The sequence below is a fragment of the Pseudomonas sp. B21-010 genome (assembly GCF_024749325.1).
GTDB classification, from domain to species: domain Bacteria; phylum Pseudomonadota; class Gammaproteobacteria; order Pseudomonadales; family Pseudomonadaceae; genus Aquipseudomonas; species Aquipseudomonas kilonensis.
In genome coordinates this window covers 1,450,738-1,473,783 of the sequence record NZ_CP087198.1, presented here as the reverse complement: position 1 = coordinate 1,473,783, position 23,046 = coordinate 1,450,738, and the positions used below count along the sequence as shown (strand labels likewise).

Here is a 23,046-nt window from a genome sequence, read left to right as displayed (position 1 = left end):
GGCTGATCCTTGGTTCATGGGCACCAGTAAATCTCTAACGTAGGTTGCAAAAACGCGCGGATCGGCATTTCGGCGACATCGTCGCCCGCCACCGCAGCGTTCAAGGTGGTCAATTTCGACTGACCGGAAATCGACAGCACTTTGTGTTGCGCCGAAGCCAGCAAGGCGCGGCTCATGGTCAAGCGCTGGTGCGGCACGGTCGGCGCCAGCATCGGCCAGCAGCGACGTGTGCCATTGGCGTCCAGGGCCTGGGCCAGGTTCGGACTGCCAGGGAACAGCGAGGCGGTGTGCCCGTCATCGCCCATGCCCAACACCAGCACATCGATCGGCGGCAGCTCGGCCAACAGACGATCGGCCTGTTCGGCAGCCGCTTCCAGGTTGGTGCTGGCGCTGTAGAGGCTCAGGAACTGGGCCTTGGCCGCCGCGCCTTGCAGCAAGTAACGCTTGAGCAGGCCGGCATTGCTGTCGGCGTGTTCAACCGGTACCCAGCGTTCATCGGCCAGGCTGACCACCACGTTGGACCAGTCCAGCGCCTGCTTGGCCAGGTGCTGGAAAAACGCCACCGGGCTGCGGCCACCGGAGACCACCAGGGTCGCCGCACCGCGTGCCTCGATTGCTTTGCGCAACTGCTCGGCCACGTTCAGCGCCAGGCCTTCGGCCAGCACCACCGGGTTCTTGAACTCATGGGCGCTAACGCCCTGCGGCAGTTTCAATTCAGATATCGCCATACCATGACCTCCCATCCCGCGTGATCAGTGCAATGGAGCTCATCGGCCCCCAGGACCCAGCCGCATACGGCTTGGGCGCATCGCCGGATTTCTTCCAGCCGGCAATCAACTGGTCACACCACGTCCACGCGGCTTCAATTTCATCTTTACGGACAAACAGGTTCTGATTGCCGTTCATGACTTCCAGCAACAACCGCTCGTAGGCATCGGGAATACGTGCGCTGCGATAGGTGTCGGAGAAGTTGAGTTGCAACGGACCGCTGCGCAATTGCATGCCCTTGTCCAGGCCCTGCTCCTTGGTCATCACTCGCAAGGAAATCCCTTCGTCCGGTTGCAGGCGGATGATCAGCTTGTTGCTGATCTGCAAGCGCTGCTCGGGCGCGAAGATGTAGTGGGACGGTTCCTTGAAGTGGATGACGATCTGCGACAGCTTTTGCGGCATGCGCTTGCCGGTACGCAGGTAAAACGGCACCCCGGCCCAACGCCAGTTGCGGATGTCGGCGCGCAGGGCGACGAACGTCTCGGTGTCGCTCTGGGTATTGGAGTTGGGTTCTTCGAGGTAGCCAGGCACTGCCTTGCCCTCGCTGTGGCCGGCGATGTATTGGCCGCGCACTACCTGGGTGGTCAGGCCTTCCGGGCTGATCGGCGCCAGGGCCTTGAGCACCTTGACCTTCTCGTCACGGATGCTGTCGGCGGACAAGTCGGCCGGCGGGTCCATGGCGATCAGGCACAGCAGCTGCAACAGGTGGTTCTGGATCATGTCCCGCAGTTGCCCAGCCTTGTCGAAATAGCCCCAGCGGCCTTCGATACCGACCTTCTCGGCCACGGTGATTTCCACGTGGGAAATGTAGTTCTGGTTCCACTGGGTTTCGAACAGGCTGTTGGCGAAGCGCAGCGCGATCAGGTTCTGGACCGTCTCTTTGCCCAGGTAATGGTCGATGCGATAGGTACGGTTTTCCGGGAAGAACTGCGCCACGGCATCGTTGACCTTGCGCGACGATTCCAGGTCCGAGCCGATGGGTTTCTCCAGCACGACACGGGTGTTTTCGCTCAAGCCAACCTTCGCCAGGTTTTCGCAGATCGCCCCATACACCGCCGCTGGGGTGGCGAAATAGGCAATGACCTGCTGGGTCGAACCGGCTGCTTCGGCCAAGGCGACGTAATCGTCGGCCTTGAGGAAATCCACGTGCAGGTAGGTCAATCGTGCCAGGAAGCGCTCGAGTACGCCTTCGTCCAGGTCTTTTTCATCGACGTAGCGCCGCAGTTCGGCGGCGATGAATGCCAGGTGCTGCTGCTCGCCGCCGGGTTCACGGGCCAGCGCAATGATTCGCGTGTCCTCGTGCAACAACTGGGCGCCATCGAGCTGATACAGGGCAGGAAAGAGCTTGCGCAAGGCCAGATCGCCCAACGCGCCAAACAAGGCAAAGGTGCACGGTTCAACCGTAATCGAAGGCATGATGTTTGTTCTTTTATCAAGTTAAACTACAAATACCTTTTTTCAAGGTATCACTCAAGGAAAAATGTAGTAATAACCACAACATTTTTCGAAAATACCGATTCCGAGTGGTGGTCCGTCGGAGCCATCAGTAGGATAGGCCACCGCAAAGGGTCGTATCAAAGACCCGTCTTCCTAGGAATCTTGTATGGACCGCGTGCGAAATTTACTGGAACAGATCCAGAGTCGCCTTGAAGACCTGAACAAGGCCGAACGCAAGGTGGCCGAGATCATCCTGCTCAACCCGCAGCAGGCGACCCGCTTCAGCATCGCCGCCCTCGCCCAGGCGGCTTCGGTCAGTGAACCGACCGTCAACCGTTTCTGCCGCTCGTTCGGCGTCAGCGGTTACCCGGAACTCAAGCTGCAACTGGCCCAAAGCCTGGCCAGCGGCGCTGCTTATGTGAGCCGTGCAGTGGAGGCCGACGACAACCCGGAAGCCTACACCCGGAAAATCTTTGGCAGTGCCATTGCCTCATTGGACAGCGCCTGCCAGGCCCTTGATCCCAATTTGATCAGTCGCGCCGTGGACCTGCTGATCCAGGCCCGGCAGATCCACTTCTTCGGCCTCGGCGCCTCCGCCCCGGTGGCGTTGGATGCCCAGCACAAATTTTTCCGCTTCAACCTGGCGGTGACCGCGCACGCCGACGTACTGATGCAGCGCATGATCGCGTCCGTGGCCCATACCGGTGAACTGTTCGTGATCATTTCCTATACCGGTCGTACCCGTGAGCTGGTGGAAGTGGCGCGCATCGCCCGGGAAAACGGCGCGTCGGTGCTGGGCCTGACCGCCGAAGGCTCGCCACTGGCCAAGGCCAGCACCCTGAGCCTGAACATCCCCCTGCCAGAAGACACTGATATCTATATGCCGATGACCTCACGGATCATCCAGCTCACCGTACTGGACGTGCTCGCCACCGGCATGACCCTGCGTCGGGGCGTGGACTTCCAGCCGCATCTGCGCAAGATCAAGGAAAGCTTGAACGCCAGCCGGTATCCGGTGGGGGATGAGTTCAACTGATTCGGTCCAGAGCCTTCGGTGCCTGATAGTCAGCCATCGCGAGCAAGCTCGCTCCCACACTGGATCCTTGGTGTTCACAAAACCCTGTGGGAGCGAGCTTGCTCGCGATGGGGCCAGCCGCCACACCGAAGATCCTGAGCTAAGCCCCCACCCGCGCCTGCAAACTCAGGTGCGCCCGCTCCCCCGGCGCCAGGCACAGGCTGTCGGTGCCGCCACTGGCCGCTTCGACGCAGACGAATTCGCTGACTTCATCCCAACTCACCCCCAGCAACGGTCGTGCGCCGGGATGCCAGACCACGGTGTCGGCGCTGTCGCCGGTGTCGATGCACAATTCGCGCTGCCAGGCGTGGTCCTTGAGCTGCAATTCCCCCTCATGCTGGAACACCCGCTGGCAGCCGCCCTCGACCCGCAACTCGCCTTCCTGCTGGCAAACCGCACGGTTCAACTGGTCGTAGCCCTGTGCGCCCTCCAGTCCAGACAGCGCTACCTCACCAACATCACCAATACGCCAATAGGCGTGCAAGGCCTGGCTCAACTGGCATGGCAGGCTGTCCTGGTGCTCGGTGCTCAAGCGCAGCTCCATACGTTCACCCAGGTCCGCATGCAGGTCCACTTGCCAGTCGCACAGTTGCAGTTGCCAGTGCAAATGCACACCGTCTTCATCGCTGTGGCTGTCGAGCAGTTTCCAGTCGATCAACCGCGCCCAACCATGGGATGGCCAGGCGTTTTCGCTGGGATGACGACCATACCAAGGCCAGCACACCGGTACCCCGCCGCGTATCGCACCGACTTGCGGCCACTTGGCCGCACACCACAACCAGGGTTTCTGGCCTTTGGGCTGAAAATGCAGCAACTGTGCGCCCTGGCGACTGAACACCGCCTGGCACAACGGGTGGTCGATCACCAACACATCGCGCTGCCGATAGCGCTCCCACGCGAACACCGGGCGTTCGCGCAAGGATCTGAAAAAGCGTTGTAGCGGATGCTCATGCATGGGCCGCGGTCCTGGAAATCATTGAGTTGCTCATCTGTTTGCAACGCTTGTTGCGGCAAGGCGATTTATCTGTGGGAGCAAAGCTTGCTCGCGATGCAAGCGCCTCGCTTCCCTGGGAGACCGCGTTGTTTTCATCGCGGGCAAGCCTTGCTCCCACAGGTTCTGTGCCAGCCACCTTGCAAAAAAAAGCGGACAGCCTTGGCCGTCCGCAAATATGCGCACATAGAGAGGAGCTTATCGCAACAGCGTTAGAACACCGACTGAATTTTCAGGCCGGCCACCAGCGCGTTGTCGACTTCATCCACACCACCTGGGTGAGTGATGTATTGCAGGTTGGGACGCACGGTCAGCCAGTTGGTTACGTGGATGCCGTAGTTGAGTTCGTAGTTGTACTCAGTGTCACGCAACGGCGCGAACAGCGGATCGTTGTAGTCGCTGACACCGTTGGCAGCGTTGGTCAGCTCGGCGTTTTTCTTCACGTCATCGTTGACATGGATACGGGAGAAACCAATCCCGATGTCATCTTTAGGACGCGCATCGAACGGCCCCTTGTACACGAACATCAGCGACTGGTAGTTGTCGACGAAGTTGGTGTCCTTGTCGTGGAAGGTCGCGTTCGCCGCGATGTTCAGGCCGCGAGAAGCGTCGCCGTTGTGGGTAGTCAGCTGTTGCTGCGCCACGAACCAGTAGCCGTGCTTGCTGTTGTGACTGCGATAGGCGTTGCCGGTGGTCGCGGCGTCATCGCCATTGTCGTCTTCACGGACGTCATTGGCATCGGCCGTGCTCTTGTAGTAACCGACACGGTATTCGCCCGGCAGGTTGTTGATCTTCGGCGACCAGACCGCCTCGATCGGAATGACCGTACCCTTGGTGCCACTGCCGCTGAGCTTGAAGCCGTTACCGTGTTCCAGTTGCGAGGGGTTCTGGTTGTACGCACCGATCTGCGCGTAGAACTCAGGCGTGATGTTGTACTTCACGCGAATCGCCGCCTGCATGACCGGCCAGTTGTACCAGATGCCGGTTGCCCAGTTACCCGCTTGGGACCCGCAGAATGCCAGGTTCTGGAACTCGCAAGGGAAGGTGTTGAAGTCTTCGCCTTCGCCGAAGTAACCAGCCTTGACGTCCAGCTTGCCATCGAGGAACTGGTGCTTGATCCACAATTGGGTCAGACGGACCATGTGGCCACGGCCGTAGACTTCCTGAGAAGAACTCAAGGTGCCGGCACGCGGGTCGCCGACACGATCATTGGAAATGTTTTCACCGTTACGGTTGGTGAGCTGGATCTTGGCCTGGGTGTTATCCCAGCCCCACAGCTTTTCCAGGTCCAGCGCCACGCCCAGACCAAACTGGTCGGCATAACGCGCTGTCTTGTCGTTGTTGTAGCCGCCATGCAAGTTGGCGCCCACTTCACCGACGTAGTCAGCCTTGATATCGATACCTTGCTCGATCAGCTTGGTCCGCTCGCCACCCCAGTCACCCGTCATCCACTGCGAATCGGCGCTGAATGCGTCGGCAGCGTGTGCGCTACCGGCCAGCATCATCGCCGCAACGGCTGACAACTGGCAGATAAGCTGGGCGTTATTTTTCTTCTTCATCCCTACATCCTCGTCTTTATTGTTATTAACTGTTTTTATCTAACGCGGTTTACAACGATTGCGGCGGATGGTCCCCCACTCACCGCATACTCCTTCCTGTGGGAGAGAGCTTGTGTGGGAGCTGAGCTTGCTCGCGATGAAAGCGCCTCGGTCTTTCGAATGACCGCGTTATCGTTCATCGCGAGCAAGCTTTGCTCCCACAAGCCCCCTTCCCCCATTTGTTCTTCACCGGCCTTTGAACTGCGCTACGTTCGCCGACCGAGCATCGGCTTGCGGCTGGCCAGCCACGCCCAGGCGTTCACCGGACTGCGCGTCGAACAGCAGCACCTTCGACGGATCGAATTGCAGCGTCAGGGTTTCCCCCGGCTGCGGTGCCACGTCCGGCGCCAGGCGGCAGCAGACCTTGGTCTCGTTGAGATTGACGAACACCAGGGTGTCCGGCCCGGTGGGCTCGGTGACCTGGACTTCGGCGCGAATGGTCGGCAAGCCGTTGGGCTCGCTGCCGGCCAGCATGATCTGCTCCGGGCGCATGCCCAGGATCACTTCGCGGTCTTCCAGGCCGGCGTCCTGCATGCCCATCGGCAGCTCGCAACGGGCCTGGCCGCTGTCGAGCAGCGCCAGCAGGCGACCGTCCTTGCGTTGCAGGCGCAGCGGGATGAAGTTCATCGGTGGCGAACCGATGAAGCTCGCCACGAACAGGTTGGCCGGGTTGGTGTAGATGTCTTTTGGCGTGCCGAACTGCTGGATGATCCCGTCCTTCATCACCGCCACTTTGTCGCCCAGGGTCATGGCTTCGATCTGGTCGTGGGTCACGTAGACCGTGGTGGTCTTCAGGCGCTGGTGCATCAGTTTCATTTCGGTACGCATCTCGACCCGCAGCTTGGCGTCGAGGTTGGACAGCGGTTCGTCGAACAGGTAGATCTTCGGCCGCCGCGCCAGCGCCCGGCCCATGGCCACGCGCTGTTGCTGGCCGCCGGAAAGCTGGCCGGGCTTGCGATTGAGCAGGTGTTCGATCTGCAGCAGCTTGGCCACGCGGGTGACTTCTTCGTCGATGGCGGCCTGGTTCATCTTGCGGATTTTCAGACCGAACTCGATGTTCTCGCGCACGCTCATGGTCGGGTACAGCGCGTAGGACTGGAACACCATGGCGATGTCACGGTCTTTCGGGCTCATGCCGCTGACATCCTGGTCGCCGATCATGATCGCGCCGCCAGTGATGGTCTCAAGGCCGGCGATGCAATTCATCAGCGTCGACTTGCCGCAACCCGAAGGGCCGACGAGGATCAGGAACTCACCGTCCTTGATCGACAACTCGATGTTCTTCAGGGTGTCCGGCAGGCCGGCACCATAGGTCTTGTTTACGTTGCGAAGTTCAAGCGTTGCCATGATTACCCCTTGACTGCGCCGGCCGTCAGACCGCGCACGAAATACTTGCCTGCGACCACATAGACCAGCAGGGTCGGCAGCCCGGCGATCATCGCCGCCGCCATGTCCACGTTGTATTCCTTGGCCCCGGTACTGGTGTTGACCAAGTTGTTCAGCGCCACCGTGATGGGCTGCGAATCACCGCTGGAGAACACCACGCCGAACAGGAAGTCGTTCCAGATCTGGGTGAACTGCCAGATCAGGCAGACCATGATGATCGGGGTGGACATCGGCAGGATGATCCGCCGGAAAATGGTGAAGAACCCCGCACCGTCCAGTCGCGCCGCCTTCACCAGTGCATCGGGAATGCTGACGTAGTAGTTGCGGAAGAACAGCGTGGTGAATGCCAGGCCGTAGACCACGTGCACGAACACCAGGCCCGTGGTGGTACTGGCCAGGCCCATCTTGCCGAGGGTGAACGAGGCCGGCAGCAGGACGGTCTGGAACGGCAGGAAGCACCCGAACAGCAACAGGCCGAAGAACAACTGCGAACCGCGAAAACGCCACATCGACAACACGTAGCCGTTCAAGGCACCGATGGCGGTAGAGATCAGCACCGCCGGAACGGTGATCTTGATCGAGTTCCAGAAATAGCCGTCGACCGTGGCCCAGGCCTTGACCCAGCCGATGCCACTGACCACGGTCGGCCAGCTCAGCAGGTTGCCGGTGCTGATGTCTTCCGGCGTCTTGAAGCTGGTCAACAGCATGACCACCAACGGCACCAGGTAAAGCAATACAGCGAGGATCAGCACCGCATAGATGGCGATGCGACTCAGGCTGAGGGAAGGTTTGGCAGCGAGACTAGTCATGACGCTTGGTCCTCAGCTCGGAGTACAGGTAAGGCACGATGATTGCGAGAATCGCACCGAGCATCAGGATTGCACTGGCCGAGCCCATGCCCATCTGACCGCGACTGAACGTGAAGGAATACATGAACATGGCTGGCAGGTCGGAGGAGTAACCCGGGCCGCCGGCCGTCATCGCGGCCACCAGGTCGAAGCTCTTGATCGCGATGTGAGCCAGGATCATCACGGCGCTGAAGAACACCGGGCGCAGGCTCGGCAGCACCACTTTCCAGTAGATGCGCGGCATGCTCGCGCCATCGATCTGCGCGGCACGGATGATCGATTGATCGACACCGCGCAGGCCGGCCAGGAACATCGCCATGATGAAGCCCGAGGCCTGCCACACCGCCGCGATCACCAGGCAGTACACCACGCGATCCGGGTCGATCAGCCAATCCAGGCGGAAGCCTTCCCAACCCCAGTCACGCAACAATTTGTCCAGGCCCATGCCCGGGTTGAGCAGCCATTTCCAGGCCGTACCGGTGACGATCATCGAGAGCGCCATCGGGTACAGGTAAATGGTGCGGATGAAACCTTCACGACGAATGCGCTGGTCAAGGAACACCGCCAGCAACACGCCGATCACCAGGGTGACACCGATGAACAGGCCGCCGAACAGCGCCAGGTTCTTGCTCGCCACCCACCAGCGATCGTTATCCATCAGCCGGGCGTATTGCGCCAGGCCTGCCCATTTGTAGTTCGGCAGGAACGTCGAAGTGGTGAACGACAGGACGAACGTCCACAAGATATAGCCATAGAAGCCCACCAGGACGATGAACATGCTCGGCGCCAGCACCAGTTTCGGGAGCCAGCGCTGCAATGCATCGAACGGCGAGGCCTTGCTGAACACAGCAACAGAACTCATGGGAAGATCCAAAACAAGGTTACAAGGGCATCCCTTTGTGGGAGCGAGCTTGTGTGGGAGCTGAGCTTGCTCGCGATGAAGGCACCTCGGTCTTTCTAATGACCGCGTTATCGTTCATCGCGAGCAAGCTTTGCTCCCACAGGCTCGCTCCCACAAGGGAAGCGGCGCTAATTACTTCGCTGACTGAACCGCTGCGCCGAGTTTCTTGGCGGCATCGGCAGGGTCGGCTTTCGGGTCGTTGATGTAATTGGTCACCACATCGAAGAACGCACCCTGTACGGCCAGCGTGGTCGCCATGTTGTGCGCCATGCTTGGTTGCAGGCCGCCGGACTTGGCGTCCGTCAGGAAGTCCTTGGCAGCGGTCTGGGCACAGGAATCGAAACCGTACTTGGCCATGTCGCCGAGCATGTCGTTACGAACCGGGATCGAGCCTTTGTTGATGCTGAAGACTTTCTGGAAGTTCTCGCCCAACACGACCTTGGCGATGTCCTGCTGGCCAGCCGCAGTGCCCTTGTCTTTCTGCTTGAACACCGCCAGGGAGTCGATGTTGTAGGTGAAGGCCTTGTCGGTGCCCGGGAAGGCCACGCACTCGTAGTCCTTGCCGGCGACTTTCTTCGCCGCGGTCCATTCGCTCTTGGCCCAGTCACCCATGATCTGCATGCCGGCCTTGCCGTTGATGACCTTGGCCGCTTCCAGGTTCCAGTCCTGGCCCTTGCCGTCGGCGTCCATGTAGGTCGCGACTTTCTTCAGCTCGGTCAGCGCCTTGACCATTTCAGGGCCAGTCAGCGCCTTGTTGTCCAGGTCGACCAGGGCTTTCTTGTAGCCCTCAGCGCCCATGACCGAGAGCACCACGGCTTCGAATACGGTGCTGTCCTGCCAAGGCTGGCCACCGTGGGCGAGCGGAATAAAGCCCGCGGCCTTGAGTTTGTCGCCGGCCGCGTAGAATTCTTCGAGGGTGGTCGGGTTCTTGGTGATGCCGGCTTTCTTGAAGACTTCCGGGTTGATCCACAGCCAGTTGACGCGGTGGATGTTCACCGGCACGGCGACGTAGTCACCGTCGTACTTCACGGTATCGGAGACTTTCTTGTCGAGCAGGCTGTCCCACTTCTCGGCCTTGGCCACGTCTTTCAGGACGTCGCTGTCGAGCAGCCCGGTGGACGCCCATTCCTGGATGTCCGGGCCCTTGATCTGGGCGACGCCCGGTGGGTTGCCGGCCACGGCACGGCTCTTGAGCACGGTCATGGCAGTGGAACCGCCACCACCGGCGACAGCGCCGTCCTTCCAGGTAAAGCCGTCTTTTTCTACCTGGGCCTTGAGCACATCGACCGCGGCTTTTTCGCCACCCGACGTCCACCAGTGGACGACTTCCACGGAACCTTTGGATTCAGCGGCAAGGGTAGTGACAGGGAATGCTGCGACGGGAAGCAAGGAAGCAAGAGAAATGACAGTAGCGAGGCGAGAAATCGCATTCATCTAGAATTACCTTTCTTGTTGTTATGCATGCAAGTCTGGTGCTTGCGCTGCATGGATTCTAATCAGAGGGAATCCCTTCGCAGGTAACGAAGGGACGTGCAAATGTCACGACATGGTTACACAGGCGCAGGACTGGATAACCGCGCCAGGGCTGACGCCATGCTGGGTGCCAGGGGCAGGCGCGGAATCAGCACCGCCTGCCAGGCGTGATACAGGTCCGGCTTGCCCGGCCAGATATCGGCGCTGGGGCAATTTTGCGGATCGAGTTCGTGATGCCAGCTGCCGTTGCAGCGGTCGATGAAATGTTTGTCACAGAACTCCCAGAATCGCCGGTACCAGGCTTCGTACTTCGCCTCGTCGGTGCGCTTGAGCAAGGCGCTGGCAGCGGCCGCCGCTTCAGCGTGAACCCAATGCAGGCGATGACGAACCACGGCGCGGTTATCCCAATCCAGGGTGTAGACAATGCCCGGCGCGCCATCGACGCCCCAACCGTGACGGCAGTTCTGGTCGAAAAGCTTCTGTGCGTCCTGGGCCAGCCAACCCGGGGTCAGCATGCCGATCTGGACCCGCGCCGCTTCAAGGTGCAGCAGCAGTCGCGCCCATTCGAAACCGTGGCCAGGGGTGGTGCCGTAGGGACGGAAACCATCGGCAGGGTTGTCCTGGTTGTATTCGCGCAACGGCTGCCAGTGGCGATCGAAATGCTCCACCACCAGGTAGTCGTTGGCGGCGGCATGGCCGTGGATCACCCGTTCGACGATGTGCAGCGCGCGGGCCAGCCAGCGTGGGTCGTCGGTGACATCGGCCAGGGCGAGGAAGGCTTCGGTGGCGTGCATGTTGCTGTTGGCGCCGCGATAGGCCTCTTCCTCACTCCAGTCGCGGTTGAAGGATTCGCGCAGCGCGCCCTCTTCTTCGCTCCAGAAATGCTCATCGATGATCCGCACCGCTTCGTCCAGCAACGCCTGGGCGCCGGGACGCTGGGCCACCACTGCGGAACTGGCCGCCAGGGCAACGAATGCATGCAGGTAGGCCGCCTTGCCCGCGCCGTCTTCATCAGGCCGCGTCGTGGCAAACCAGCCACCGTGCTCGGCGTCGCGCAAGGGGCCGCTCAGCGCCTGGACACCGTGGTCCACCAGCTCGGCAAACCCCGGCAAGCCCTGGATGTGGGCCATGGCGAAGCTGTGGGTCATGCGCGCAGTGTTCATGGTCTCGGCCCGGGCATCGGCCGGCAGGTGGCCGCGCTCGTCCAGGTTGCCAAAGCCGTCCGCCAGCTTCGACGCCTTGGCGAACGCCAGCAGCCGCAAGCCTTCGTCGGCAAGCCATTGCTGGTGGGCAGGGGCGTTCAGCCAACTGCTGAAGGCCGGTAGGAAGGTGTCCATTGGTGGTACCTTTTTTGTTGTTTTGACGCAGGGAGTCTAAACAAGGGATGGCGAGGGGCAGGTAACGAAAGGGGCGAGTTATGTCACTGAGCTGTGACATTTACCTGGGAGATGGGGTGAGGCTACAGGCGCCATCGTCGGAACGCCGCCCGGAGCAAGCTCGCTCCCACAGTGGATCTTCGGCGTTCACAAAACCCCTGTGGGAGCGAGCTTGCTCGCGATGAACGATAACGCGGTCTGATCAATCCACACTGCGAGGCAACTGCAACGTCACCCGCAATCCACCCTCACGCAGATTTTGCAGGCTCACTTCGCCACCATGGCTGTGGGCGATGTTGCGGGCGATGCCCAGGCCCAGGCCATAACCCTGCTGTTGCCCGGCGAGGCGGAAGTGCGGTTCGAAGACTTGCTCCAGGCGCTGTTCCGGCACGCCGGGGCCTTCGTCGTCGACGTGCAGGATGAAGGCGGTTTCATCGTCATCGATATGCAGGTGGGCGTTCTGGCCATACTTCAAGGCGTTGTCGATCAGATTGCCGATGCAGCGCTTGAGGGCCAGCGGCTTGCCGGGATACGGCGCCAGCGCCCGGCCATCCTGGGTCACCCGGCCGTTGCCGTTGGGCGCCAGGTAGGGTTCGACCAGGCAATCGAGCACATGGTTGAGGTCCACCGGCTCGATGTTTTCGTGGATGTCGGTGTCCTTGACGCATTGCAGCGCGCCTTTGACCAACAGCTCCAGCTCATCCAGGTCACGACCGAACTTGGCCTGCAGGTTTTCGTCCTCCAGCAACTCGACCCGCAGCCGCAAGCGGGTGATCGGTGTGCGCAAGTCGTGGGAAATCGCGCTGAACAACTGGCTGCGTTCCGTCAGGTAACGGCTGATGCGTTCGCGCATGGCATTGAACGCCCGCCCCACCTCCACCACTTCGCTGCCACCGCCCTCGGCCACCGGTTCCACCTCGGCGCCCAGGGACATGTCCCGCGCGGCCCGGGCCAAACGCTTGAGCGGTCGGCTCTGCCAGTGCACCAGCAAACCGATGAACAGCAACAACAAGCTGCTGGTGAGCACGATGAAACCGACCTGTTGCTTGGGCAGGTCCTGCTCTTCAAGGCTGGTGTAGGGTTCGGGCAGCAGCGAGGCGATGTACAGCCATTCCCCCGGCGCCATCTGGATCTGCGTGACCAGCACCGGCGGGTTCACCGGTTCCAGGGTCAAGGCGTAGTGAGCCCACGAACGGGGCAGCTCATCGAGCTTGAGCCCAGCGTTGAAAATTCGCAGGTCGTCGGGGCTGACAAAATTTACCGAGATGTCGGCGTTACTGCCCAACGACCGGCGCAGCACATCGTCCACCGCCTTGAGAACCGCCAGTTTGCGCGGCGTGATCGGCAGCACATCCATGCCCAGGGGTTTGTCGTTGAGGGTCACGACAAACCGCGTACCGCCCATGCTGCGCAACTGGTCCAGCACCAATGGCCGGTACGCCACCGGTAGAGAACGCAAATAACTGACGCTGGCGGTCATCGAGTGGGCCAGGCTACGGGCACTGGTGACCAGGCCTTCAAGCTGGGTGGCGCGCAGTTGCGAGACCCAGATCAGGCTGGACAAGGTCTGGGCGAACAGCACCACCAGCAAGGTCAGCAGCAGCATCCGTCCCAGCAACGAGCGCGGTACCGGTACCCGTCGGGCGACTTTTTTGATCCAGTCAATGACCATTGCTGGCAACCACACTGGCCGCCAGTTGATAACCGCTGCCACGCACTGTGCGAATCAGCCGTGGCGGCTTGTCGGTGTCACGCAGGCGCTGGCGCAGGCGACTGACTGCCATGTCGACGATCCGGTCCAGGGGCATCAGCTCGCGACCGCGGGTCGCATTGCCGATGGTGTCGCGGTCGAGGATTTCCTGGGGATGATCGAGAAACAACTTGAGCAGGGCGAAATCGGCACCGGAGAGAATCACTTCTTCACCGTCGGTGTGAAACAGCCGATGGCTGACCATGTCCAGCCGCCATTCATCGAAGGCCAGCACTTCGCCGCCGGAGCGCTCCTGGCCGAATTGCGCCCGACGCAGCAGCGCCTTGATGCGCGCCTGCAATTCCCGTGGGCTGAAAGGCTTGCCCAGGTAATCATCGGCGCCCAACTCAAGGCCGATGACCCGGTCGGCCTCGTCGGAACTGGCGGTGAGCATGATGATCGGCACATGGGCCTGGCGTGGGTGCTGGCGAACCCAGCGGCACAGGCTGAAGCCGTCCTCATCAGGCAGCATCACATCAAGGATCACCAGGTCGCTCGGTGCATCGTTCAGCGCCTGGCGAAACCCGGCGCCGTCGGGCGTGGTCCGCACCTGGAAACCCGCACGGCTGAGGTAGGTGTCCAGCAGTTCGCGAATCTCCTGGTCGTCGTCGACCAACAAAATCGATTTGTTCACTGAACTCACGAGCCTCGTCCTTGTTGTTTGGATGGGGGCGATTATGCCTGATGGATGAGGACTACAAACACACCACAAAACCTTTGTGGGAGCGAGCTTGCTCGCGATAGCGGTGCATCAGCCAAGAGCAATGGCGACTGACACTTCACTATCGCGAGCAGGCTCGCTCCCACAGGGGATCACATTTCAAACTGGAATCGACTGCTCCAACGCCACACCCGCACCCATCAGGCCGGGGTACGGCGCAGTCACCAGCCAGACCGGTATGCCCTTGAAGTAATCGCTCATGCAGCCCTTGTCGGCGAAGCAACGGGCGAAACCACTTTCGAGGAAGAAATCAGCAAACCGCGGGACCACGCCACCGACGATGTAGACACCGCCGCGCCCGCCCAGCGTCAACACATTGTTGCCGGCCACGCGCCCCAGCCAGCGGCAGAACTGCTCGAGCACTTCCAGGGCAATGGGGTCGCCAGCCAGGCCGGCGGCGGTGATGGATTCGGGGGTGTCGAGCACCGGCACATGGCCGTCCACCGCGCAAATGGCCCGGTACACCCGAGGCAACCCGCTGCCACTCAGGGCGGTTTCGGCGCTGACGTGGCCGATCTCGTTGTAGATGTGCTGCCACAGCTGGGTTTCCCGCGGGCTGCTCATGGGCAGGTCGACATGGCCGCCCTCTCCCGGCAACGCCGCGAAACGGCCTTCGCCCAAGTCCAGCAACGTACCAACACCCAGCCCGGTACCCGGGCCGATCACCACTGCCGGGCGCAACGGCTCCGGGGTGCCTTCGCATACGACCCGGTACTCATCGGGACGCAAGCAAGTCATGCCCAGGGCCATGGCCGAGAAGTCGTTGACCAGCAACAGCTTCTCCACTTGCAAGGTCTGGCAGAACGCCAGGTTGCTCAGGCGCCAGTGATTGTTGGTAAAGCGAAACTCATCGCCGCTCACGGGACCGGCCACCGACAGGCACACCGAACCGATGGCGCCCGGCTTCAGGCCCAGGCCACTCAGGTACACCTGAATGGCATCTTCCGGGCAGGCATAATCCGCCGTTGCCAGCACCTGGATGTTTTCCAGGGTGTGGTTTTTCCACAGCGCAAAGCGTGCGTTGGTCCCACCGATGTCACCGACCAAAGCCAGTTTCAATTAAGCGTCTCCAGGGCAGAAGTGAAGGCGCTGGCGCCCTGCTCCGCCGAGCTGAAGGCCATGCGCATGAAACCGAACAGCTCGCGACCGGTGCCGATGTTGTTGCCCAACAGGCCCTTGGCCGGCGTGCGCGCGGCGAATTCCTCGGCGTCCACCTTCAATTCCAAGGTGCCTTTGACGCCATCGACACGAATGATATCGCCCTCCTGCACCCGGGCCAACGCACCACCGACATAAGCTTCGGGACTGACATGAATGGCCGCCGGGATTTTCCCCGACGCGCCGGACATGCGCCCGTCGGTCACCAGTGCCACTTTGAAGCCACGGTCCTGCAATACGCCGAGGAACGGCGTCATCTTGTGCAGCTCGGGCATGCCGTTGGAGCGCGGCCCCTGGAAGCGCATCACCGCGACGAAGTCTTTCTCCAGCAGGCCGGCCTTGAACGCATCGGCCAGGTCCTGTTGATCCTGGAAGACCATGGCCGGCGCTTCGACGACCTGGTTTTCCAGGGCCACAGCCGAAACCTTCATCACGCCACGGCCCAGGTTGCCTTCCATCACCCGCAGGCCGCCCTCAGGCGAGAACGCACGGGCCACCGGGCGCAGGATGTTTTCGTCGAGGCTTTCGATCGGGCCGTCGCGCCATACCAGCTCGCCGTCCTCGAGGAACGGTTCCTGGGTGTAGCGGCTCAGGCCGTGACCGAGCACGGTGTTGACGTTTTCGTGGAGCAAACCGGCTTCCAGCAATTCACGGATCAGGAACGACATGCCGCCCGCCGCCTGGAAGTGGTTGATGTCGGCCTTGCCGTTCGGGTAGACGTGGCTCAGGGTCGGCACTACCTCGGAGAGGTCGGCCATGTCCTGCCAGGTCAGTTGGATGCCCGCCGCCATGGCGATGGCCGGCATGTGCAGGGTGTGGTTGGTGGAGCCACCGGTGGCGTGCAGCGCAACGATGGAGTTGACCAGCGAGCGTTCGTCGACGATTTCGCCGATGGGCATGAAGTTGCCGCTTTGCTTGGTCATCCGCGTGACCTGGAACGCCGCTTCACGAGTCAGTGCATCGCGCAACGGCGTGTTCGGGTTGACGAACGAGGCGCCCGGCAAGTGCAGGCCCATCACTTCCATCAACAATTGGTTGGTGTTGGCGGTGCCGTAGAAGGTACAGGTGCCCGGGCTGTGGTAGGACTTCATCTCCGATTCCAACAGCTCTTCGCGGGTGGCCTTGCCTTCGGCATAGCGCTGGCGAACGTCGGCTTTTTCCTTGTTGGAAATGCCCGAGACCATCGGCCCGCCTGGCACGAAGATCGTCGGCAAATGACCGAAGCGCAGCGCGCCCATCATCAGGCCCGGGACGATCTTGTCGCAGATGCCGAGCATCAGTGCGCCGTCAAACATGTTGTGGGACAGCGCCACCGCCGTGGAGAGCGCGATCACTTCACGGCTCGGCAGGCTCAGTTCCATCCCCGCCTCGCCCTGGGTCACGCCGTCGCACATCGCTGGCGTGCCACCGGCGAACTGGCCGACCGAGCCGATCTCGCGCAGGGCTTTCTTGATCTGTTCCGGGAAGGTTTCGTAGGGCTGGTGGGCCGAGAGCATGTCGTTATAGGACGACACGATGGCGATGTTGGCGGCGTTCATCATCCGCAGGTGATGCTTGTCTTCGGTGCCGCAACCAGCCACGCCGTGAGCGAAGTTGGCGCACTGCAGCTTGCCGCGCATCGGCCCGTCGCTGGCTGCACCGTGGATCAATGCAAGGTAAGCCTGACGCGTGGCGCGGCTGCGGGCGATAAGCCGTTCGGTGACCTCAAGAACGCGGGGATGCATGTGTAGAACTCCAGGCTAACGGGTGTGGCGACCTGATTGTCTATGCTGATCAAAAGCCCGCTGCACGCTGTGTAAAAAGCGAGGCGACAGACAGTTTCTTGACCATTCGGACCAGTTGATTCAGGTCACTCGTTGTAGATAAAACAAAATATTGCCACTAAAAAGGCTTGTTTTCTATTTTTATGCGAATAATCTTGTAATTCCAACAACAAATCGACGGCGGCGCAGTTAATGACTCTTCGAATCGCAATTAATGGTTTTGGCCGCATCGGCCGCAACGTCCTCCGTGCACTGTATACCCAAGGCTATCGTCGCGACCTGCAGATCGTCGCCATCAACGACCTGGGGGACAGTGCAATCAATGCTCATCTGCTCAAGTTCGACACCGTCCACGGCACGTTCGATGCCGACGTGCAGCACGATCACGAAAGCCTGACGGTCAATGGCGACCGCATCTCGGTCAGCGCCATCCGCAACCCGGCCGAACTGCCTTGGGCGGCTGAAAAAATCGACGTCGTGTTCGAATGCACCGGCCTGTTCACCGATCGCTCCAAGGCCGCCGCGCATATCAGCGCCGGCGCCCGCAAGGTGATCATCTCGGCCCCGGCCAAGGGCGCCGATGCCACCGTCGTGTACGGCGTGAACCACGATATCCTGCGCCAGTCCCACCAGATCATCTCCAACGCTTCGTGCACCACCAACTGCCTGGCCCCAGTGGCCCAGGTGCTGCACCGCGAGTTGGGCATCGAAAGCGGCCTGATGACCACCATCCATGCCTACACCAACGACCAGAACCTGACCGACGTCTACCACAGCGACCCGTACCGCGCCCGTTCGGCGACCCAGAACATGATCCCGAGCAAGACCGGTGCCGCCGAAGCGGTGGGCCTGGTGCTGCCGGAACTGGCGGGCAAGCTGACCGGCATGGCGGTGCGTGTACCGGTGATCAACGTGTCCCTGGTCGACTTGACCGTGCAACTCAAGCGCGAAGCATCGGCCGAAGAAGTCAACGAACTGCTGCGCCACGCCAGCCAGCATTCGAAGATCCTCGGCTACAACACCCTGCCGCTGGTCTCCAGTGACTTCAACCACAACCCGCTGTCGTCGATCTTCGACGCCAACCACACCAAGGCCAGCGGCAAGCTGCTCAAGGTACTGGCCTGGTATGACAACGAATGGGGCTTCTCCAACCGTATGCTGGATAACTGCCTGGCGTTGTGTAACGCCGAATAACTGACACGGCCGTATTGAGCTTTTCTGTGGGAGCGAGCTTGCTCGCGATAGCGGTGTATCAGCCAGCATCAATGGCGACTGATGCTCCGTCATCGCGAGCGAGCTCGCTCCCACAGGGTTACGCTTTGTGAAATGAATGAAGGCTTGACCCGCCCGACAGATGATAAGCATTATCATCTACTCGAACCAGATCGGGCCCTACCGTGAGTCAATCACGCTTTCATCACGTCTTCCTCGCCCAGCGCACACCGCTGCTGCGCACTCTCGAGCGCATGGTCAGCAACCCCAGTACCGCCGAAGACCTGCTCCAGGAAACCTACCTGCGCGTCACCCGCGCTTTGGGCGAACGCACGGTCGAGCACCTCGAACCCTTTGTTTTCCAGACTGCCCGCAACCTGGCGCTGGACCATCTGCGTGCCCGGCGCATCCAGTCGCGGACCTTGCTCGATGACGTACCGCCGGAGGTCGTCCACAACGTCGTCGCCCCCCAGAGCAGTGCCGAGGACGCCGCCCATGCCCAGCAACTGCTCGAACGCCTGAACGTCAGCCTCCAGGCCCTGGGTTCGCGACAGCAGCAGATCTTCATTCTCAGCCGCCTGCATGGCCACAGTTACCAGCAAATCGCCGAACGCCTGGGCGTGTCCCTGAGCACCGTGCAAAAGGAACTGAAACTGATCATGGCGATCTGTGTGGGTGTGGCTGAACGTAGCCACGGCGAGCAGTGACCCGCTCCACGCTTCAGGCCATAAGCTGCGCACACGCTTGCCACTTGCTGCGTACAGCTTGTAGCTTGAGCCCGTGCCGCTAATACCGAGAACCCACTGTGATGGACAATCACCGCTCTGCCGAGCCCACTGCGACGCCGGAAACCGCCCATGCCATGGAGCAGGCGCTGGACTGGCTGATCCTGCTGGACAACCCCAGCGAGGAACAGACTCGGCAGTTCCACGCCTGGCTGGCGGCCGATCCGCGCCACGGCGAGGCGTTCGCCCGAGCCCAGGCGATCTGGAACGGCCCGCAGGTGATGGAAAGTGCCCGCCAACTTGAAGCCGCGCCCAAGGTTACCGCGCTGTCGCGTCTGCGCACCCACTGGAAACCCCTGGCCACTGCCGCCGTGCTGTTTCTCGGCCTGTTCAACTTCAGCGACCTGCCCCTGCGCTTGCAGGCCGACCACCTGACCGTAGTCGGTGAGCGCCAGCGCTTGCAGTTGGAGGACGGCTCCAAGGTCCTGCTCAACACCGATTCGGCCTTCTCCAGCACGTTCAACGAGCAGCGGCATGTGGCGCGCCTGTACAAGGGCGAGGCGTTTTTCGAGGTCCCGGGCAACCGTAGCCTACCGCTGGAAATCGATGCCGGCCCGGTCATGGCCAGCGTCAGCGACACCACGTTCGCCGTGCGTTACCTCGACGGCGTGGCCCAGGTCCAGGTGCAGCGCGGCGACGTGGACCTGCGGGCCACCCGCAACGACGCCCATGTGCGGCTGTCAGCTGGCGAAAGCATCCGCATCGGCCCCAACGGCTTCGACCGCCCGGCCCGGCTCGAGGCCAACACTGACCTGGCCTGGGTCCAGGGTCGGCTGGTGTTCGAAAACCGGCCACTGAGCCAGGTACTGGCCGAGCTGCGACGCTATTACCCCGGCTGGATCATCAACAGTAACGAACAATTGGCCAACGTCGCGGTGACCGGCAATTACCGCCTCGACCAGCCGCTGGACGTGGTCCGTTCGCTGGCCCACATCACCTCGGCGCAGCTCCAGGAGTTCCCGGCGCTGGTGATCCTGAACTAAATGAGAATTATTTTTACTCGATAGGCTCCGCTGATTCGTCTCGTTATAGCCAATGCAATTGATTCGCATCCAACGATGTGGATCTGCACCTATAACAGATGCGACACGGAGCGCTATCGATGTCCTCTCGCCTTACTTGCCGGTTTCTTGCCCCCTCTTGCACGCTGTCACTGCTCACCGCCGCCCTGCTGATGGCCGGCACCGCGCCGCTCGCCCTGGCCGCCGCCACCGTGCAACCCGCTGCACGCAACATGGGCGACTACAGCTTTGCCATCGCCCGGCAGCCACTGGTCTCGGCCCTGAATGCATTCACTGCGGTCACCGGCTGGCAAGTCGGGATGCCCGCGGAACTGGCCGCAGGCCTCGCCTCGCCAGGGGTGAACGGCTCGCTGCCACCTGAAAAAGCCCTGGAGCGCCTGTTGGTGGGGACCAACCTGAGCTACCGCAAGCTGGGCGACAACAGCATCATCCTGGAAAAACGCAGTGCCGGCAGCGCGCTGGAGTTGCAACAGGTGACCATCAGCGCCACCCGCCAGGAACAGGACATCACCAGCGTACCGAGCACGGTCACCGTCCGCGACCGCCAGGAACTGGACCGCAACAACGTCAATACCCTCAAGGACCTGGTGCGCTATGAGCCGGGTGTATCGGTGGGCGGCGCGGGCCAGCGCGGCGGTATCAGCGCCTACAACATCCGCGGCATCGACGGCAACCGGATCCTGACCCAGGTCGACGGCGTGGAAATTCCCGGCGGCTTCTTCAATGGCCCCTACGCCAAGACCCAGCGCAACTACGTCGACCCGGAAATCATCAAGCGCGTGGAAATCCTGCGCGGTCCGGCCTCGGTGCTGTACGGCAGCAATGCCATTGGCGGTGCCGTCAGCTACTTCACCCTGGATCCGGACGACATCATCAAGTCAGGCGAGGACGTTGGCGCCCGCCTGAAGACCGGCTACAGCTCCGCCGACGAGAGCTGGCTCAAGTCCGCCACCGTCGCTGGCCGTAGCGGGCAGTTCGACGGCCTGTTGCACTACAGCCAGCGCGACGGTCATGAAACCGAATCCTACGGCAGCCACAACGGCACCGGCCTGGGCCGCACCGCCGCCAACCCCCAAGACGTGCGCGCCAACAACGTGCTGGCCAAGCTCGGCTGGAACTACAGCGATGACTCACGCCTTGGCCTGATCTACGAGAAATACAAGGACGACCGCGACAGCGACCTGAAAAGCGCCTATGGCGGCCCCTATTCCAACGGCCGCCCCACGATCCCCATCTCCATGCTGCCCGGCGGCATGTACCAGTGGCGCACCGGCAACGACACCATCACCCGCGAGCGTTTCGGCCTGGAGCACAGCTTCGCCCTCGACAGCCTGCTGGCCGATCACATGAAGTGGAGCCTGAATCACCAGGTCGCCAAGACCGACCAGAGCAGCGCCGAATTCTACTTCCCGATCACCCGCCAGGTCCTGCGCACCCGGGAGACCCTCTATGAAGAGAAACAGTGGGTCTTCGACGCGCAACTGGACAAGGCCTTCAGCGTCGCCGACACCGATCACACGCTGACTTACGGCACCACCCTCAAGCAGCAGAAAGTCACCGGCTCGCGCAGCGGCAATGGCGTGTGCCTGGCGGTTGGCGTCGGTTGCTCCGCGGTAGGCGCCATCAGCACCCGGGACGTGCTGGCAAAAGCCAGTGATTTCCCGGACCCGACCATCAACACCTACAGCCTGTTCGCCCAGGACCAGATCAGTTGGGACAAATGGACCTTCACGCCAGGCCTGCGCTACGACTACACCCGGCTCAAGCCGCACCTGACCGAGGAATTCCTCAACACCGTGGACCCTACCGGCGGCGGTGCAGTCAGCGGCAAGAACAAGACCTGGCATCGCGTCTCACCGAAGTTCGGCGTGACCTACGCCCTGAGCGATGAGTACACCGGGTACGGCCAGTACGCCGAAGGTTTCCGCACCCCGACCGCCAAGGCTCTCTATGGCCGCTTCGAGAACACCGACCCTGGCTATAGCGTAGAACCCAACCCCGATCTGGAACCGGAAAAAAGCAAGAGCTACGAGACCGGCCTGCGCGGCCGTTTCGATTCCGGCTCGTTCGACGTGGCGGTGTTCTACAACAAGTACCGCGACTTCATCAACGAAGATGCCATCACCCCCGGCGCCGACCAGTTGACCTTCCAGAGCAACAACATCAAGCACGCCACCATCAAGGGCGCCGAGGCCAGGGGACGCCTGGAGCTGGAGGTGCTGGGCGCGCCAAAGGGCCTCTACACCCAAGGTTCGGTGGCCTACCTCTATGGTCGCAACAACGACACCGGCGAGCCGCTCAACAGCATCAACCCGCTGACCGGTGTGTTCGGCCTGGGCTACGACCAGGATCGCTACGGCACTTTGCTCAGTTGGACCCTGGTCAAGAAAAAGGACCGCGTCGACGACAGCAACTTCAACTCGCCCGATGGCGTGAGCGGCCAGTTCAAGACGCCGGGCTTCGGCATCCTCGACCTGAGCGGTTTCTACAAGGTGACCGACGACCTCACCGTCAGCGGCGGCCTCTACAACCTCACCGACAAGAAGTACTGGCTGTGGGATGACGTGCGCGGCTACGACAGCGTTGGCGAGGCGGCGGTGCTGAGCCCCGCCAACCTCGATCGCCTGACGGCGCCGGGGCGTAACTTCGCGGTGAACCTGATCTGGGATATCTGACTCGGTTGCCCAGGCCAAACAAATACCCGTAGTGAGGAGAGTCATGTGGGAGCAAGGCTTGCCCGCGATGCAGGCGATGCGGTCTTTCAGAGATCGAGGCGCCTGTT

At 61.6% G+C, this 23,046-nt stretch carries 18 protein-coding genes; 5 read left to right on the top strand and 13 right to left on the bottom strand.

Features of this window, described 5'->3' with window-relative positions:
- Window positions 1-14 precede the first annotated feature (14 nt).
- Entirely contained in the window at window positions 15-728 is a 714-nt protein-coding gene (pgl, locus tag LOY50_RS06455; protein WP_253472079.1) for a 6-phosphogluconolactonase, read from the bottom strand.
- A complete protein-coding gene (gene zwf, locus LOY50_RS06450) occupies window positions 715-2,184 on the bottom strand; it encodes a glucose-6-phosphate dehydrogenase (protein ID WP_214511646.1) in 1,470 nt (489 codons plus the stop codon). The genes pgl and zwf overlap by 14 nt, the downstream gene beginning before the upstream one ends.
- A gap of 196 nt (window positions 2,185-2,380) precedes the next feature.
- Here zwf and LOY50_RS06445 point away from each other — a divergent pair, with 196 nt between their 5' ends.
- A complete protein-coding gene (locus LOY50_RS06445) occupies window positions 2,381-3,241 on the top strand; it encodes a MurR/RpiR family transcriptional regulator (RefSeq protein WP_170842276.1) in 861 nt (286 codons plus the stop codon).
- Window positions 3,242-3,380: 139 nt separating this feature from the next.
- Here LOY50_RS06445 and LOY50_RS06440 read toward each other — a convergent pair whose 3' ends face one another.
- The 11 genes from LOY50_RS06440 to edd all read right to left on the bottom strand — a co-directional run bounded on the left by LOY50_RS06440 (window position 3,381) and on the right by edd (window position 17,206).
- Window positions 3,381-4,235, bottom strand: a complete 855-nt coding sequence (locus LOY50_RS06440; protein ID WP_258690498.1) for a D-hexose-6-phosphate mutarotase — start codon at window positions 4,233-4,235, stop codon at window positions 3,381-3,383.
- A 248-nt stretch (window positions 4,236-4,483) separates the two neighbouring features.
- Window positions 4,484-5,830 (bottom strand): carbohydrate porin, encoded by a 1,347-nt coding sequence (locus LOY50_RS06435; RefSeq protein WP_258690497.1) that lies wholly within the window; start codon window positions 5,828-5,830, stop codon window positions 4,484-4,486.
- Window positions 5,831-6,055: 225 nt separating this feature from the next.
- Window positions 6,056-7,216: an ABC transporter ATP-binding protein gene (locus LOY50_RS06430; RefSeq protein WP_214511643.1), complete on the bottom strand. Its 1,161-nt coding sequence runs from the start codon at window positions 7,214-7,216 to the stop codon at window positions 6,056-6,058.
- A 2-nt stretch (window positions 7,217-7,218) separates the two neighbouring features.
- On the bottom strand, window positions 7,219-8,064 hold the full coding sequence (locus LOY50_RS06425) for a carbohydrate ABC transporter permease (RefSeq protein WP_014336917.1): 846 nt from the start codon (window positions 8,062-8,064) through the stop codon (window positions 7,219-7,221).
- Window positions 8,057-8,965 (bottom strand): carbohydrate ABC transporter permease, encoded by a 909-nt coding sequence (locus tag LOY50_RS06420; protein ID WP_253472077.1) that lies wholly within the window; start codon window positions 8,963-8,965, stop codon window positions 8,057-8,059. Before LOY50_RS06420 ends, LOY50_RS06425 begins: the two co-directional genes overlap by 8 nt.
- A 171-nt stretch (window positions 8,966-9,136) precedes the next feature.
- On the bottom strand, window positions 9,137-10,438 hold the full coding sequence (locus LOY50_RS06415; RefSeq protein WP_258690496.1) for an ABC transporter substrate-binding protein: 1,302 nt from the start codon (window positions 10,436-10,438) through the stop codon (window positions 9,137-9,139).
- A 116-nt stretch (window positions 10,439-10,554) separates the two neighbouring features.
- A complete protein-coding gene (locus LOY50_RS06410; protein ID WP_258690495.1) occupies window positions 10,555-11,814 on the bottom strand; it encodes an AGE family epimerase/isomerase in 1,260 nt (419 codons plus the stop codon).
- A 241-nt stretch (window positions 11,815-12,055) separates the two neighbouring features.
- On the bottom strand, window positions 12,056-13,525 hold the full coding sequence (locus LOY50_RS06405; RefSeq protein ID WP_253472073.1) for an ATP-binding protein: 1,470 nt from the start codon (window positions 13,523-13,525) through the stop codon (window positions 12,056-12,058).
- Window positions 13,515-14,246 (bottom strand): response regulator, encoded by a 732-nt coding sequence (locus tag LOY50_RS06400; RefSeq protein ID WP_003184616.1) that lies wholly within the window; start codon window positions 14,244-14,246, stop codon window positions 13,515-13,517. Before LOY50_RS06400 ends, LOY50_RS06405 begins: the two co-directional genes overlap by 11 nt.
- Window positions 14,247-14,423: 177 nt before the next feature.
- Window positions 14,424-15,383: a glucokinase gene (locus LOY50_RS06395; RefSeq protein ID WP_258690494.1), complete on the bottom strand. Its 960-nt coding sequence runs from the start codon at window positions 15,381-15,383 to the stop codon at window positions 14,424-14,426.
- Complete coding sequence (gene edd, locus LOY50_RS06390) at window positions 15,380-17,206, bottom strand: phosphogluconate dehydratase (RefSeq protein WP_214511638.1); 1,827 nt, start codon at window positions 17,204-17,206, stop codon at window positions 15,380-15,382. Before edd ends, LOY50_RS06395 begins: the two co-directional genes overlap by 4 nt.
- 231 nt (window positions 17,207-17,437) lie before the next feature.
- Between edd and gap the strand changes: the two genes are divergently transcribed.
- The 4 genes from gap to LOY50_RS06370 all read left to right on the top strand — a co-directional run bounded on the left by gap (window position 17,438) and on the right by LOY50_RS06370 (window position 22,939).
- Window positions 17,438-18,439, top strand: coding sequence for a type I glyceraldehyde-3-phosphate dehydrogenase (gene gap, locus LOY50_RS06385; RefSeq protein WP_003198523.1), 1,002 nt, complete (start codon window positions 17,438-17,440; stop codon window positions 18,437-18,439).
- Window positions 18,440-18,642: 203 nt separating this feature from the next.
- A complete protein-coding gene (locus LOY50_RS06380; RefSeq protein ID WP_253472062.1) occupies window positions 18,643-19,164 on the top strand; it encodes an RNA polymerase sigma factor in 522 nt (173 codons plus the stop codon).
- Window positions 19,165-19,262: 98 nt separating this feature from the next.
- Entirely contained in the window at window positions 19,263-20,225 is a 963-nt protein-coding gene (locus LOY50_RS06375) for a FecR domain-containing protein (protein ID WP_258690493.1), read from the top strand.
- Window positions 20,226-20,344: 119 nt separating this feature from the next.
- Window positions 20,345-22,939, top strand: a complete 2,595-nt coding sequence (locus LOY50_RS06370) for a TonB-dependent receptor (RefSeq protein WP_258690492.1) — start codon at window positions 20,345-20,347, stop codon at window positions 22,937-22,939.
- The last annotated feature ends 107 nt before the right edge of the window (window positions 22,940-23,046 follow it).